The following is a 14,973-nucleotide window of genomic DNA, read 5'->3' on the forward strand; positions in this document are numbered from 1 at the left end:
CAACAACCGCGACCTCTTGGAGATCAAGGTCCCTCTGCCTCCTCTGGAGGAGCAGCAGCGCATCGCGACAATTCTGGAAACGGTAGAGGAGGCGATCCGCGCTGAAGAGCAGTCCATTTCAAAGCTAGAAACACTGATCAAAAATCTGGCACCAGAAACGAACCGAACTGTCCCGATTGGAGAATACGTAGAGAGAATTGTCTCCGGGAAAAGCCTCAAAGAGCATTCAACGCCTGGAGGGCCACGTGTCCTCAAAATTAGCTCGACCACTAGCGGGTACTTCAAACCAGAAGAGTCGAAACCCTTGGACCCGAGCTACGAACCCCCTGAGCATCACCGAGTACAAGAAGGGGACCTACTCGTTTCTCGAGCCAACACCACCGAACTGGTGGGGGCGTCTGCAATCGTGGATCAACCCTATGAGAATTTGCTGTTGCCGGATAAGTTGTGGCGTTTGGTCACGAAGGACTCGGTCGACCCTTTCTTCCTATGGGCATGTCTGCAGCACCCACTTACACGGAATGCGATTAGTAAGGCATCTTCCGGTAGCGGCGGAAGCATGAAGAACATTTCGCAAACTAATTTTTTGTCCGTTGAAATTCCAGATGTCGACGCAGCTCTGCAAACAACAGTTGGAAATCAAGTCCGGACGGCTTTTCACCAGCGAGCACTTCGCAGCAGTAAATTGACACTGCTCCGAGAGCTCTACACCTCCCTTTCCTCTCGGGCTTTCTCGAGAGAGCTTTAGAGCTGACAGATAAAAGGACTCGTTAAAGACCACTTGGCAATCTACTCGAAACGGTTTCGAGTAGATTGTTTTGCGCTTTTCACGACTTGAAAGTTCGTTTCGAGTACGTTTCGAGCCATACGCAGAATTACATTTGGACTATCTTCCACCCGGTCGCATCTCGGACAATGTTGTAGGTCTCTTTTACAAACGCCTCGGGTCTATTCCGCAGGCGGACAATCCTCAAGGTTCTGCTGTCCGCGGCATCGGAACAACCAGCGACTTTCCTGGCGTAAACCCGTCGAGGTGTCCGCCGCGCGGACAACCAACTACACCGGCTTTCCGCGGGGCGGACAGCAATTGCTAACGGTGTACGCAACTTCGGGTGTCGCAAAGGTCCGCGGGGCGGACAGTTCACTCGTTTCGAATGTCCGCGGGGCGGACAAGTTATCACTGGATTCCGCCGCGCGGACAGATCTTCATCGCTCACCCGGAAGCCGGGTCATGTTGTTGGTGGTTAGCGTGGTGGGACGGAGAGGGCGTCAATAAGAAAGTATTCGCTGCTTCCACTGTCCGCGGCACCATCGTGACCAGCGAGCTTCTTGACGGCAACCAGTTGAGGTGTCCGCCGCGCGGACAGTCGGCAGCAGTGAACATGATGTGGATGACGGATGAAGGTATCCGTGGTGGGAGGGCCACCTATAAAAAGCTGCGACAGATTCCGCGGGGCGGACTGACATCCACCACTCACCCGGAAACCGAGGCGCGTTGTGAAAGGTAAACGTGATGGGACGGAGCCGGCGTTGATTAGAAAACCCGCCGCTGCTTCCATTGTCCGCGGCACGCCATCTACCAGCAACTTTCCCGGCGTGAAGCCGTCAAGGTGTCCGCCGCGCGGACAGGCAACCACACCGACTTTCCGCGGGGCGGACAGGTTGCCACCGGTGAATGTGGCTTCGGGGTTACGGCAGAGTTCCGCGCCGCGGACACTCTGCAAAACCTCGGCTTCCAAGTCGAACTGTCCGCGGGGCGGACAGTGGGATCGTATTCGGGTGTCCGCGGGGCGGACAGGTAGTCGCTGGATTCCGCGGCGCGGACAAATAATCACAGTTCACCTGGAAACTGGATCATGAGTGTTAAAGGTAAGCGTGGTTGATCGAAGAGGCGTCGATAAGAACCATCGCGCCTCCGCTGTCCGCGGCACCATCGCGACCAGCGAGTTTCGTTGCAGCAACCCGTCAAGGTGTCCGCCGCGCGGACGAAATAGCCGCGAACATCCTGCAGCTCATGGGATGAGGAGGCGGCAACCCGACTGATAGTTTCGCAGGAGTTATGAAATCTCCGTGCTGCAAAACTATCCTATATGGTAATTTTTGAAGTATGGATGCCGCCGAATCGTTGGAGATCATCGGGGAGATCGCTTCCCAACAGTGGGGACTGTGCACGGCAAAACAAGCACGCGCAGAAGGAGTAACGCCCTTGACTCTCTCCCGACTAGAGACAAGGGGTGGACTCATCCGAGTTCGACATGGGGTTTATGCGACCGTCGGCACCATGATGAGTCCAGCGTTAGACGTCAAAGCACAATGGCTTGCACTCCGACCCGAGATGATGGCCGCTGACCGGGTCCACGACCCTACATTGGCGTCCGAATCCGTCATCTCCCACACCACCGCAGCTGAACTCTGGGGCATCGGTGACCTCTGGCCCGATGGAATCCACTTCACCGTCAACCGTCGACGCCAAAGTAGGCAACCAGAAGTCCAGTTTCATCGAAACAAACTCGACGACCACGAATGGACCCTGCACCCCGAACACAACCTCCCCATCACAACTGCAGCTCGCACCATCGTGGACCTCGCACTAGACGGACATGAACCCCAACATCTCCTTGATCTCATCGCAGATGCGAGCGAAAAGCAATTACTGCAAGAACCTGAGCTACTCAGCGCTTTTGCTGGAAACGAAACAGCTTTCGGCCTGCCAAAAGGTGATCAGGAGGGGCTACGTATGCTTTGGAAAGAATGCTTTCCACCTGTTCCCGCGGCAATCATGGAAGAGCAAATCCAAAGAGCTGTCGCCAAGGCGCTCAAGCCATTTGCTGAAGAGTTAAAGGCGCTCGCCGCAAAGATGCCACTTCAAACCGACTTTCACAGCAGCAATGTAGAAGAGGCACTCCAGAACATGCTCGCTGGCAGAGCAGCTACTGCCCATGCGCTCGAAGCAACACATAAACAATTAGCCGAAACGATCGTGCACAGTGAAGGTTTGAAGACCCTCTGGCTGTCCACCCCTCTTCCCCCATCCCACACAGCAAAACCTCAAGGAGAATCCTGTGCCACAACCTCAAAAACAAAGGGAGCGCCACGGTCAGATCGTTTCAGCACTGAAGAAGGAAGCAAGCCACGCCGGAAAGAAGCCAAACGACGTATATAACCAGTTTTTCCGTGAGGTGTTCCTTCATGAACTCATGCGCCTAAACGACGGTTGGGTGCTCAAAGGGGGCACCAACATTTACTGCCGAATACCAGGCACCCGGCAGACAAAAGACCTCGACCTATTTCGGCAATATGCCCCTACCTCAGCCTTAAAAGCCGCTGACAGCCTCATCGCGACAATGAACAAGCACCGAGTAGGCCCTTATACATTTCAAGTGGAAAAGAGCAATGGCAAGGCGGAACGAATCGGCACGATAGACAGCAAACGCCTCAAAGTTACAGTCACTTACGGCTTAGGTAGCAGCAACCGCTTCATTGAGTTTTCCATCGACGTCAGTGGTGACCTTGAGGTCACTAGTGAAGTGGAATCAGTCACCGTAGCTTCAAGTTACGACGTCCAGACACCTTATCTTCCAGAACATTTCCAAGTCACGTCGTACCCCATCGCAAACCAGATCGCAGATAAAGTCTGCGCAATGTATGAGATACACGGCGACACACCTCCGGGCAAAGCGTCGACACGCTATCACGATCTCTACGACATTGCGCTATTAGCTTCAGAGCTTCCGCCAACAACACAGCTCAATGCTGCTGAACTCCGCGACGCTCTCAACTCACAGCAACAAATCCGAGGCGTTACTCTCCCAACAAATCTCAATATCCCTGATGCAACGTGGGCAGATCGGTACCCGAAAGCCGCAAAGAAATTTGGCAACGAAATACGAAAAGAATTCTTGATTCTAGATGAAGCCCTTCGGGTTGCTGCACTCCTCATTGACCCCGTTCTGAACAATGAACTCCATACGTTGACCACAACCTGGAACAGCGCAACACTTTCCTGGACACAATAGCCAGCGCCGGATATCCGCTTGAGGGTGTTCACTCTTCCTCAACCAACTGCACCAAACGCACATTGCCAAAGTGCAAAACCAAAGTGTGAAAGTGCAAAACTTTTTGCCCCCCTGGCTTGAACATATGGCGATGAAAACTAGACTTCAAGTAGTTGAACTTTTGGTATGGAGATGCCTATGCGTAAGACCTTAATCAGCCTCACCGGCCCCGCCTTCGTTGCTGCAGTGGCTTACGTCGACCCCGGCAACGTAGCCGCCAACATCAGCGCCGGCTCCCACTACGGCTACCTCCTGGTGTGGGTACTCGTCGTGGCCAACCTCATGGCCATGTTCATCCAGTACCACTCCGCCAAACTGGGCCTAGTCACCCACCGCTCCCTGCCGGAAATCATGGGCGAGCGTCTCTCCCGCCGCGCGCGCCTAGGCATGTGGGCCCAGGCCGAGCTCATCGCCGCGGCCACCGACCTCGCCGAAGTCATCGGCGGCGCCATTGCCCTGCAACTCCTCTTCAACCTCCCCCTGTTCGCGGGCGCGCTCATCATCGGCACGGTCTCCATCATTCTCCTCATCTTCCAGAAGAAGAACCAGTGGTTCGAGGGGCTTGTCATCGGCCTGCTCCTGGTCATCTGCATCGGCTTCCTTGCCGGCCTCGCCATCGCCCCGCCCGACCCCGCCGACGTGGCCGGCGGCCTCATCCCCCGCCTAGAGGGCAAGGACAGCATCCTGCTGGCCGCCTCCATGTTGGGCGCCACCGTCATGCCGCACGCCATTTACCTACACTCCTCCCTGACCAAGCAGCGCTACCCCGACCTGGAAATCCCCCACGTGCTGGCCGGCACCCGCGCGGACATCGCCGTGGCGCTGTCCATCGCCGGGCTCGTCAACGTGGGCCTGCTGGTCCTGGCGGGCTCGGCCCTCTACGGCGTGGACGGCACAGAGACCATCTCCGGGGCCCACACGGCGATTGCCAGCCACCTCGGCCCGCTGGCCGGCGTTCTCTTCGCCATCGGCCTGCTGGCCAGCGGCCTCGCCTCGACGTCAGTGGGCGCCTACGCCGGCTCCGAAATCATGGACGGCCTGCTTCACATCAAGGTCCCCCTACTAGTCCGCCGCCTGGTCACGCTCATCCCGGCGCTGGTCATCATCGGCTGCGGGGTCGACCCCACTATGGCACTGGTGGTCAGCCAGGCACTTCTTTCCCTGGGCATCCCCTTCGCCATCATCCCGCTTTTCCGCTATGCCGGCTCCCGGGACGTCATGGGTGAGTTCGCCGCGAAACCCTGGTCTATGGCCGTGGGCTGGACGCTTGCCGCGCTGGTCATCGCACTCAATCTCGCCCTCGTGCTCCTGCCGCTGCTCTAGGCCGCCTACAATCAGCAGCCATGATTGAAGTAGCAGCCGTCGTCATCCGCAACCCACAAGGCCACGTGCTTACCGTGCGCAAGAAGTCCTCCACCAAGTACCAACTGCCCGGCGGCAAGCCCGAGGCGGGCGAGGCGCTTGTCGACGCCGCCCTGCGCGAAGTTGCCGAAGAAGTAGGCCTCACCCTCGACGCCGAGAGCCTCAACAAACTCGGCACCTTCGACGCTCCCGCCGCCAACGAACCGGGCGAGGTCGTCGTCGGCACCATCTTCACCTACACCCGCACCGTCACCGCCGACGAACCCCATGCCGCCGCCGAAATCGGCGACACCGCCTGGGTCAACCCAGCAGCCCCCGACCGCGAGCTTGCACACCTGCTGCGCGACCGCGTCTTCCCCACGCTGGCCTAGCGCCAACTGTCAACACTTCGGCGTCATTGACCTCGAAACCATCAAGAGCTACCCTTTTGAACATGTTCACTGAACACGTTCACTCATCGCGCTCGGCCGCCAAAGCTGGCACCGTCAGCAAGGTCCTAGCCACCGCCTACGAACTCTTCCTCACTCAGGGCTACGCCACCACCAGCATCCGGACTATCGCATCCGAAGCTGGCGTTAGCGTGGGAACCGTCATGGGAGTCGGCGACAAACAAACGCTGCTCATCCGCACCATTGGCCAACACATTTCAGAACTCCACGATGACATCCGGGGACAATCCGATAGCCTTCTCGATGTCCTGAGACCTTTCCTCCAGATGTTTACCGGCCACGAAGAGCTCTCCCGCGCCTTTGGCGCAGCACTCATCCAACAAGGCAATCAAGGCGAAGCGCTCACCGCACTCAAAACGCTCCTGACCGATGAAATCACCCTGCGACTCGGCACCAGGCTCAGCAGCGCCGATGCGGCCGAGTACGCCGACCTGCTGTACAACGTCTACCTCGGCTTACTCATCGGCTGGGCCGCCGGAATCTACGACACCGAGCACCTCACATCCCAAGCCGCCTCATCGATCGAACGCCTCAACACCGCATTCGGAGTAACCCAATGATCCTAGAATCTTCCCCAGCCTGGCCCTCCCTTCTACTAGCAGCCATTCTGCTTGGCGACGCCGCCCTCTCCCTCAAACCAGTCCCCTTCATCGAAGCCTGCCTCAGCGGCGTCAAACTCCCCAAGGACTGGTGGTGGGCGCTCATTGTCATCAAGTGCCTCGCCGCCGTAGGACTCATTGCCGGCCTCTGGTTCCCCGGCGTAGGAATCACAGCCATGATTGGAGTCATCGCCTATTTCTGCGCGGCCGCAGCAGCCCATGTCCGCGCCCACTTCCTCGGTAGCGCATTCTGGATCAACTGCTTAGGCATGCTCGCATTCTCCATCGGAGTACTGATCCTGACGCTCGCACTGAATTAAGACACCAGTCAACCTTTCACGGCTTCCTGAAGGCAGATACATCATTGCACCTCTTGAATGATGACTTGATGCTTTCTACCCTAAAGGTATGCGCACGACGATAAACCTCCCGCCGAAACTCCTTGAAGAAACGAAGGTCCAAGCCAAAGCCAACAATGTCACTTTGAGCTCATACGTCGAAGAGGCGGTCCGCGCTGCCCTCAAGAAGGAAGCCCGCATCAGTACCGAAGACACCCCCGTTAACCTGCCCTCCTTCGATTGCGGCGGACCGGCTCTAGTTGATCTCAGCAACAAAGAAGCTGTGTGGGCGGTACTCGATGATCATTCCTGATGTCAACATTCTCGTTTATGCCTTCCACTCCGCTGCACCGCAACATAAACCCGCTCAACAATGGCTAAGTAGTGCTCTAAATCGGCATGAAACAATTGGACTCCTGGATGTTGTGGCAACGGGCTTGCACTGAGGAGGGCTTCCCACTATTCAAACTACTAAACATGCAGGTCATCAAAGTGTGAAACTTCAAAAACCATACTGTTAAAGTGTAAAACTGTTGCTTGCTCCCAGACCAGTTATGTTTCACATGAAACGGAGTGTCGGGTTGTCACAAAGTTCCGCGGACGGCGGGGCGGACACCCCGGGCGGCCTCTGCCTACAGGTCGAACTGTCCGCGGGGCGCACAAGCTGTCGCGGGGTTCCGCCGCGCGGACAACCACGCTGACGAAGGCGGCGGCACCCGCGAAGCGATCACCTCCTGCCGCGAATCACGCGTAGCGACGCCCCGCTTCATCAACACCAGCGTCCAATTCACCGTACTGTTCCCACGAGGCTCCCGCTCCAGCGCAGAACACGATGCCCGGCTGGAAGACATAGGCTCCAATACCCGACTCTCCCCGACCGAGGAAGACCTACTGGTCAACCTCCAAGCCTTGGGCAAGAACGTACCCCGGATCTACCAGGCACTCTCCGCGACAGGTAGCGGTATCACCGTGAACGTACTGGCAGCCAATACCGGACTTTCCACAGGCCAAGTGCGCTACGGACTCGCGCCACTGCTTCGCGAGGGCATCGTCACCATGGAAGGTGGCCAAGGCGACCGAGCAACGGTGTACAGGATTGTGCAATCGGTGAGTTAGTAAAACCGCATCATTTTCTTTATTAAGCCTTTCTGGGGAAATTTTTTCCCGTAATGAGCTTTTCTCACCTAAACTTACTTCCATGAGACTGCTTAGCTTTATTGCGGAGAATCACCGTAGCTTCCGTGATGAGTTTGCGCTGGAAATGACGCGCAGCTCCTGGCGCACCGCAGTTCCTCGTCAAGGTGAGAGTTGGGCCGATGCCGTTCTACCGGTTGCAGCCATCTTTGGACCCAACGCGTCAGGAAAGACGGCGGTACTCGACGCAATGCGCTATGCAATGGAGGCAATCCAATGCTCTGCAAGCAGATGGCTTGAATTTCAGAAAAATCGTCGATCTCCATTCAAGCTAGATGAGGACTCTGTACGTTCCCCCAGCTTCTTTGCACTCGATTTCACGTTAACCGGTGGCATTGGCGGCCCGGAGCTTGCGGCCCGAGAAATTCGATATCACTACGAATTCTCCATTTCCGCGAACCGCATTGAACACGAGCTGCTGCTTGGTTATTTCTCCTCCCGCCCAACACGACTTCTGGAAAGAGACGCCGAACAAGGCATAACCAGCTGGCATAAGTATCTGGGACCACGTATATCTCCAGCCCCGCGAGAACTTGTGCTCTCCCGTGGCTACGTTGCAGGTCACGACAAACTGCAGTCGTTTGTGGGAAGCATTATCGCTGGCGTCGATTTCTACGACATCAGCGACAGTGCCCGGCGGCAACGCCTCGACCGAATTGCGGCGGATATCGCCGATGAACGAATTCCGTTGAACGTACTCACCACACTCGCAGCAGTAGCGGATATCGGAATCACGCGAATTGATGTAGATGAACGAGAGTTACCCCCGGAAATACGCAAGATTCTCGAGCGATCTGCGGCACGGGGCCTGAAGGCGACCGGGAAAGCTCTATCAGGCCAAAGTCTGATCGACCACGACTTCGTAAACAGAACACTGCGGTTTTATCACCATGGCAACGAATCCGCCGACGCCGGCTTTCTCATGCGCGATGAATCATCCGGAACGTTGGCATGGCTCGCCATGGCCGTTCCCATCTTAGAAGCGCTCCGCGACGGCACAATTTTTTGCGTCGACGAGCTGGATACCAGCCTCCACCCCATTCTCGCCGAAGCAATCGTCGCACTGTTCCAAGATCAAGATACAAACCCACACGGGGCCCAACTGATCTTCACGTCACATGACGTAACCCTGCTCCAGCCGCAGTCTTCTGCGAACCTGACGAAAGAGCAAGTCTGGTTCACCGAAAAAGACAGCTCTGGTGCAAGTACGCTCTATAACTTGCAGGACTTCCGCGATTTGAAACCGGCATCAAATCTTGCAAAGCAATACCTGGAAGGCCGATTCGGCGCGCTACCGTATCTATTACCAGGTTTAATGCGAAGTGCTGTTGAAGAACTATCACCTACACGACGGGGGCAAGAAAATGGGGAACGTGGCAGCGCGTAAAGGTACACCCAGAAAGCCCAAGAGCAGGGCAAAGCGGAAGCTGAAAAGTCGGCTTCTGATTGTTGTAGAAGGCGACAAAGGAAAGTCTGAGCAAGTTTACTTCCAAAGGCTCGCACAAATTCTGCGTTCCAACGACGTGGCCACGGACATCAAGGTTGTACCTAGTAAGGGAGAACCCAAGCGAGTTCTTGATACATGCGAGAACCATCTGAAGTCCGACAACTTTGACCGCGCGTTCCTAGTCGTCGATTGTGACCAACACACCACCCTGGGTGATGTTCTTCAGCTCGCACAAAAGAGCAATATCTCAGTCGCAGTAACGAACCCTCAATTTGAGCAGTGGCTGTATTGGCGCCTCTACGACGGCGGGAGCGACGCGAAGAAAATGACCGATGTACTGCAAAAGGAACGCTATCTCACAGGCCGCAATGCGAAAGAACTCGGGGTAACGTTCCCAGTCGAGAGATACCCTGAGGCAACGGCACGCGCAAAACGCCACTGGACCGAAATGCGCCCCAATGCACCAATGCAAAAGGGCCATGCCCGTCATCTTCAATCCCGTACCTTATAGAAGCGATGCAAAAGTAATGACTAACTAGAGGGCCACACAAACCTCCCCACGCACCCGTGGGGAACTTTTGTTCGTTGGTCATGTATCAGTAACGCAGCGGGCTGACCGCTGACCATGTTGCGCGAGGATCCCTCAAACCGCTTCCGTTCCACTGCACGAGTCCAGCGTCCCGGAGTGCTTGCAGAGCACGGCGGACGGGAGGGTTCGAGAGGTGAAGGGCGTTGGCCACTTGGCCCGTCGATAAGGGATGTGGGCTTGCCTGCAAGGCTGCAAGCACCTCTGTTGAGTAGCGCGGCAAGTCCGCACGAAGCGATTCGTCGAGGCGTTGCACTGCCTTCAATGTCAAGACAACACTGCCACTTGTCTGCCGGTACACTGGGTCTGCAAAACCCGCCTTTCGCATACCAGCGATCATTCGTCGAATCCCTTCCCCCAACTCCTGCCCAATCCGCAACTCAGCAGTCCCACGCGCAATCAACGGGTTTCTTGCAAACCGCGCAATTGCTTCGGGTTTCGACGGGTCCACCAAGCCAGGGAACCTGCCAGGGCTAGACACCTCAACCCGATCAGGATAGATCTCGAACCTGACGTGATCCCCAGCCATACTGTAAGACCTGTGGATCACCGCATTCACCAAACCCTCTAGCCACACATCCGGCGGGATCAAATCCTCCTCTTCAAAAAGCCCACTGCCCACAAGACGGCGCACTTTTGGAAGAATCTTGCTAATCGCAGTTCTCGCCTGCTGAATCTGTTCTGGCAGGGTGCCGTCGAAGCGTTCGTCGTAAAGAATTTGCTGACCATGACCCGGCAACCGATCTATGTCATTGAACTGGACCACACGAACATGAGCGTTTGGAAAGAACTCCTGCGGATGTTTTCCGAAAAGCAACAATGCCGCTGTCCGCGGGTTGCCGACCCTATCTACCAAGTTTCGCGCCCTCAACGCATCTTGGGCCGAGGCAGAACCAATCGCCTCCGCATACCGCTCGACCTGCGCAATATCGAGGTCTCCAGGCTCAGCACGTGGTGGAACAATTGCATCAAACTGCTGCTCCCCCTTCGAATACCGCAACTCTAAAATGCCGTCGGGGCCCAGCTGCTTCGTTTCATCCCCGATGCGTAGGAAGCACTCCCCCGAATTGGAATAATGTACACGCTCACTAGGCAAGATATGGAATAGGTATACAGAAGTGGCGTCATCAATGCGAAGGCTCTCGATCTCGACTCGAACCGTTGGATCGGTGTGATCAAACGCCGATTGTCGTAAGTCGTTGTCCTGCCGTGCGCTAGGCAACCCGTCGAATTGTCGATCAGTGATACCGACAGCGATGACCCCGCCCTCGGCGTTGGCAAACGCGATAATCGCCTTTGCAAGATCCTTCGGTTTAATACGAAACGATTTCCGCTCAAACCACTGATCTTCGGGACGCGTAAGCAACTCATCAACCTTTACCGCAGTATTCATGTGGATCACTCTACTCGAAACGATTTCGAGTAGAGTGATATACCCAGGTCAAAACATGTGAATCCGTTTCGAGCATGTTTCGAGTAGGTTTCGAGCCACAACCCAACGGTATAGAATAACGCGCAGGCGAACGAGCGCACCGGGAAGAAAGGCGATCAGGTGAGCATCACTCCACGTCCGTCCAACTTTGGCTTCGTTGGGCAAGCATGGCCCCAGCTCATTATTGAGTGTCGCAATGCGGAGGATGCCGCGCTGACCAACCCGCGCGCGTCGATGTTCCAATCACGGTTCGTGTTGGAGCAGGTCATTGGGCATATCGCGGCGTTGAATGGGCTGGAGAAGCAGTCCAACATCTTCGATACGCTGACCAACCCGGACTTCTCACGCCTGCTGCCGGAGACGATCCGTTCCAAGATGCACATCCTGCGCAAGGCCGGCAACACCGCGGTGCATAGTGAAGCGCACATCACCAGCGATGAGGCGCTGCAGGCGCTGAAGCACCTGTATGACGTGATGGTGTTCGCAACTACGCACTTCTCGGGGAAGACGATTCGAGGGATTGCGCCGTTTGACGTCGAGATCTTGAAGCAGGCGCCGCGGCAGGCGGCGTTGAACCAGCGGCAGATGATGGCGCTGGCGGCGAAGGAGAAGTCCGCGCGGGAGCAGGCTGACCTGTACAAACTGCAGCTGGATGAGGCGCAGCAGCGGGAGCTGGAGCAGGCTGCGGGGTATGAGGAGGAGATCGCGAAGCTGCGGGAGCAGATTCGCAAGCAGCAGGAGAAGCTGACGCCACCGGCGCCGCAGTTGGCGGTGGACGAGGCGCAGACGCGCCGTGACATCATCACGCCGATGCTGGAGGAGGCCGGGTTTGTGCGCGGCCGCACGCTCATCGAGGAATACCCGGTGGCGGGCATGAAGGTGGACTATGTGCTGCTGGATACACAGGGTGTGCCGATCGCCGTCGTGGAGGCGAAGAAGGCCAGCCGCAGCATTAACGACGGCCGCCAGCAGGCCGCGATCTACGCCGACGCCATCGGCAACGCGACGGGCCGTGTGCCGCTCATCTTCTACACCACCGGGTACGAGGTGCGCTTTTGGGACAGGGACGCCGACCTGCCGGGCGGTGTCGGCTACGAAACCCGCACTATTGAGTCCTACCCAACAGTGCGTGCGATGGAGGCGCTCATCGCCCGGCGCGACAAGCGCCAACCGCTCAGCGCGCACAGCGCCACCATCACCGAAATCGCCGGCAGGCCCTACCAGCTGGAGATGATCCAGTCCGTGGCGGAGGCGTTCGGCAAGGGCAAGCGCCGCGCGCTGTTGGTCATGGCGACGGGGACGGGCAAGACGCGTGTCTCCATCGCCACCGTGTCCATGCTGTTGGAGGCCGGCTGGATCCGCAACGTGCTCTTCCTCGCCGACCGCAAAGCGCTGGTCACGCAGGCGCACGCGGCGTTCAACGAGCACCTCGCAGAGGCCGTACCCGTCAACCTGACCACCAACCCCGCCGGCGAGGGCCAGGTGTACGTGAACACGTACCAGACCATGATCGGCATGATCGGCGAAGGCCAACGCTTCAACTCCTTCGACTTCGACCTCATCATCGTCGACGAGGCCCACCGATCCATCTACCAGCGTTATCGACGCATCTTCGACTACCTGGATGCCCTCGTCGTCGGGCTGACCGCCACCCCGCGCAGCAACCTCTCCCACGACACCTACACCTTCTTTGGCTGCGAGCCCGACACCCCGACCGGCTACTACAGCCTGAGCCGCGCCATCGAGGAGGGCAACCTGGTGCCCTACGAGGTGTTCTCCGGCAGCACCGCCTTCATGCGCCGCGGCATCTCCTACGGCGAGCTCACCCCCGAGCAGCAGCTGGAGTGGGAGAACGCCGAATGGGGTGTCGACGAGCACGGCGACCCACTTTCCGCACCCCAGGAAGTCAACGCCGCCGAGATCAACGCGAAGCTGCTCAACCGGGACACGATCCGGAAGGTGTTGCGCCAAGTCATCGGCAAGGGGTTGAAGGTCGACGGAGCGGACCGGCTGGGCAAGACCATCATCTTCGCCCGCAACCAGGCCCACGCCGACCTCATCGCCGACGAATACCGGGCCATCTTCCCCACCACCGCCACCCGCGCCGAGGTGATCACCCACGGCGTGTACAACGCGGAAGCACTCATCGCCGAGTTCAAGCAGCCCGACTCCGGCCTGGACATCGCCATCAGCGTGGACATGCTCGACACAGGTATCGACGTCCCCGAGGTGGTCAACTTGGTGTTCTTCAAGCCCGTCTACTCCCCCACCAAGTTCTGGCAGATGGTCGGCCGCGGGACCCGCCTGCGCCCCAACCTGTTCGGCCCCGGCGTCGACAAGACCTGCTTCTACATCTTCGATTACTGCGACAACGTGCGCCAATTCAGCGGCACCACCAACACCACGGAAGGCTCGCACCAAGTCTCGCTTTCGCAGCGCAGCTTCACCACCCGCGCCCGCCTACTGCTGACGGCCACGGATGAGGTGCGAGGGGACGTCGCAAAGCATCTTTCGGACGCCGTGCGCAGCGTGCCCCACCGCAGCATCCTCGTGCCCACCGAAGCACGCGCCTACCTCGAACGATTTAGCGACGCCACCCCCTGGCTCACCGCCGACGCCGACACCCACCAACAAGCCGTGAGCGCACTCGCGCCACTACCCTTCGCCGCAACCGGCGACAAAGAACAAGCCCGGCGCTTCGACTACCTCATCTACCAGCTCGAACTCGGACTGTTCGAAGAGCGCGGCGACTGGGACGTGCTCGCAGAGAAAGTCGTCGGCATCGCCGAGGCGCTGCTGCAGAAAACCAACATCCCCACCGTTGCCAACAACGCGGCGCTCCTCGAAGCGCTCGCCGGCCCGCAATGGTGGGACGGCGTGACCTACAGCGACCTCGAACTGGTCCGCAAAACCGTGCGCGGGCTCACTGTCTTCCTCGACAAAGCGCAGCGCGTCGTAGTGATCACCGACTTCGAAGACGAACTCGGCGAACTCGAACACAGCACGCTCCAGGCTACCGGCGGCACCCAACGCGAAAGCTCCGTCGTCGAAGAAGAACTCCGCCGCGCACTCGAAGGCAACACCACCAGCCTGGCGCTGCGCAAACTCCGCAACGCGCAACAACTCAGCACGCACGACCTCGACGAACTACGCCAGCTGCTGCTCAACGCCCACGTCGACGGCGCCGCCGAACTCGCCGACACCCACCAGGCCAAACTCGGCCTCTTCCTGCGCGAAGTCGTCGGGATGGACGCCGCCGCCGTCGAAGCGCACTTCGAGGAACTGCTGCACTCCACTGACCTCAACTCCGTGCAGCGCACGTTCCTCAACACCGTCGTCAGCGAGGTGATCCGCAACGGCGTCGTCGAAGCCCACGAGCTCACCCAACCGCCTTTCGACGAAAACGGCTCCATCATGGACATCTTCCATGAAAACGTCGGCGTGGTCCTGCAACTTCGCGACAGCCTCGAGCAGCTCAACAACACCGCCATGCCGACCGCGGGGTAGCTTC

14 protein-coding genes are annotated in these 14,973 nt (G+C 58.0%); 13 read left to right on the plus strand and 1 reads right to left on the minus strand.

Annotated elements, in window-relative coordinates:
• From QP802_RS09085 to QP802_RS09140, 12 genes are all read left to right on the plus strand, one after another.
• A partial coding sequence (locus QP802_RS09085; RefSeq protein ID WP_284818454.1) for a restriction endonuclease subunit S occupies nt 1–748 on the plus strand: 748 nt, incomplete at its 5' end.
• 406 nt (nt 749–1,154) lie between these two features.
• Nucleotides 1,155–1,508: a hypothetical protein gene (locus QP802_RS09090; protein ID WP_284818455.1), complete on the plus strand. Its 354-nt coding sequence runs from the start codon at nt 1,155–1,157 to the stop codon at nt 1,506–1,508.
• Nucleotides 1,509–2,107: 599 nt separating this feature from the next.
• Nucleotides 2,108–3,163, plus strand: a complete 1,056-nt coding sequence (locus tag QP802_RS09095; RefSeq protein WP_284818457.1) for a type IV toxin-antitoxin system AbiEi family antitoxin domain-containing protein — start codon at nt 2,108–2,110, stop codon at nt 3,161–3,163.
• Nucleotides 3,063–4,016, plus strand: a complete 954-nt coding sequence (locus QP802_RS09100; protein ID WP_284818459.1) for a nucleotidyl transferase AbiEii/AbiGii toxin family protein — start codon at nt 3,063–3,065, stop codon at nt 4,014–4,016. Before QP802_RS09095 ends, QP802_RS09100 begins: the two co-directional genes overlap by 101 nt.
• A gap of 177 nt (nt 4,017–4,193) precedes the next feature.
• Nucleotides 4,194–5,378: an Nramp family divalent metal transporter gene (locus QP802_RS09105; protein WP_070363637.1), complete on the plus strand. Its 1,185-nt coding sequence runs from the start codon at nt 4,194–4,196 to the stop codon at nt 5,376–5,378.
• Nucleotides 5,379–5,398: 20 nt separating this feature from the next.
• The gene (locus QP802_RS09110) at nt 5,399–5,788 is read left to right on the plus strand and encodes an NUDIX hydrolase (protein WP_005292595.1); all 390 of its coding nucleotides are present in this window, start codon (nt 5,399–5,401) and stop codon (nt 5,786–5,788) included.
• A gap of 62 nt (nt 5,789–5,850) precedes the next feature.
• The gene (locus tag QP802_RS09115) at nt 5,851–6,426 is read left to right on the plus strand and encodes a TetR/AcrR family transcriptional regulator (protein WP_005292598.1); all 576 of its coding nucleotides are present in this window, start codon (nt 5,851–5,853) and stop codon (nt 6,424–6,426) included.
• The gene (locus QP802_RS09120) at nt 6,423–6,785 is read left to right on the plus strand and encodes a DoxX family protein (protein ID WP_005292602.1); all 363 of its coding nucleotides are present in this window, start codon (nt 6,423–6,425) and stop codon (nt 6,783–6,785) included. The genes QP802_RS09115 and QP802_RS09120 overlap by 4 nt, the downstream gene beginning before the upstream one ends.
• A gap of 88 nt (nt 6,786–6,873) precedes the next feature.
• Nucleotides 6,874–7,116: a YlcI/YnfO family protein gene (locus QP802_RS09125; protein WP_005292604.1), complete on the plus strand. Its 243-nt coding sequence runs from the start codon at nt 6,874–6,876 to the stop codon at nt 7,114–7,116.
• A gap of 260 nt (nt 7,117–7,376) precedes the next feature.
• On the plus strand, nt 7,377–7,919 hold the full coding sequence (locus QP802_RS09130; protein WP_070363354.1) for a winged helix-turn-helix domain-containing protein: 543 nt from the start codon (nt 7,377–7,379) through the stop codon (nt 7,917–7,919).
• Nucleotides 7,920–8,001: 82 nt separating this feature from the next.
• Nucleotides 8,002–9,384, plus strand: a complete 1,383-nt coding sequence (locus tag QP802_RS09135) for an AAA family ATPase (RefSeq protein WP_070975474.1) — start codon at nt 8,002–8,004, stop codon at nt 9,382–9,384.
• The gene (locus QP802_RS09140; RefSeq protein WP_284818461.1) at nt 9,371–9,955 is read left to right on the plus strand and encodes an RloB family protein; all 585 of its coding nucleotides are present in this window, start codon (nt 9,371–9,373) and stop codon (nt 9,953–9,955) included. Before QP802_RS09135 ends, QP802_RS09140 begins: the two co-directional genes overlap by 14 nt.
• Nucleotides 9,956–10,040: 85 nt before the next feature.
• Here QP802_RS09140 and QP802_RS09145 read toward each other — a convergent pair whose 3' ends face one another.
• Complete coding sequence (locus QP802_RS09145; protein ID WP_284818463.1) at nt 10,041–11,423, minus strand: RNA-binding domain-containing protein; 1,383 nt, start codon at nt 11,421–11,423, stop codon at nt 10,041–10,043.
• A gap of 159 nt (nt 11,424–11,582) precedes the next feature.
• Between QP802_RS09145 and QP802_RS09150 the strand changes: the two genes are divergently transcribed.
• Nucleotides 11,583–14,969 (plus strand): DEAD/DEAH box helicase family protein, encoded by a 3,387-nt coding sequence (locus QP802_RS09150; protein ID WP_284818465.1) that lies wholly within the window; start codon nt 11,583–11,585, stop codon nt 14,967–14,969.
• The last annotated feature ends 4 nt before the right edge of the window (nt 14,970–14,973 follow it).

This window comes from Corynebacterium sp. UMB10119B, assembly GCF_030228125.1.
GTDB classification, from domain to species: Bacteria; Actinomycetota; Actinomycetes; order Mycobacteriales; family Mycobacteriaceae; genus Corynebacterium; species Corynebacterium pseudogenitalium.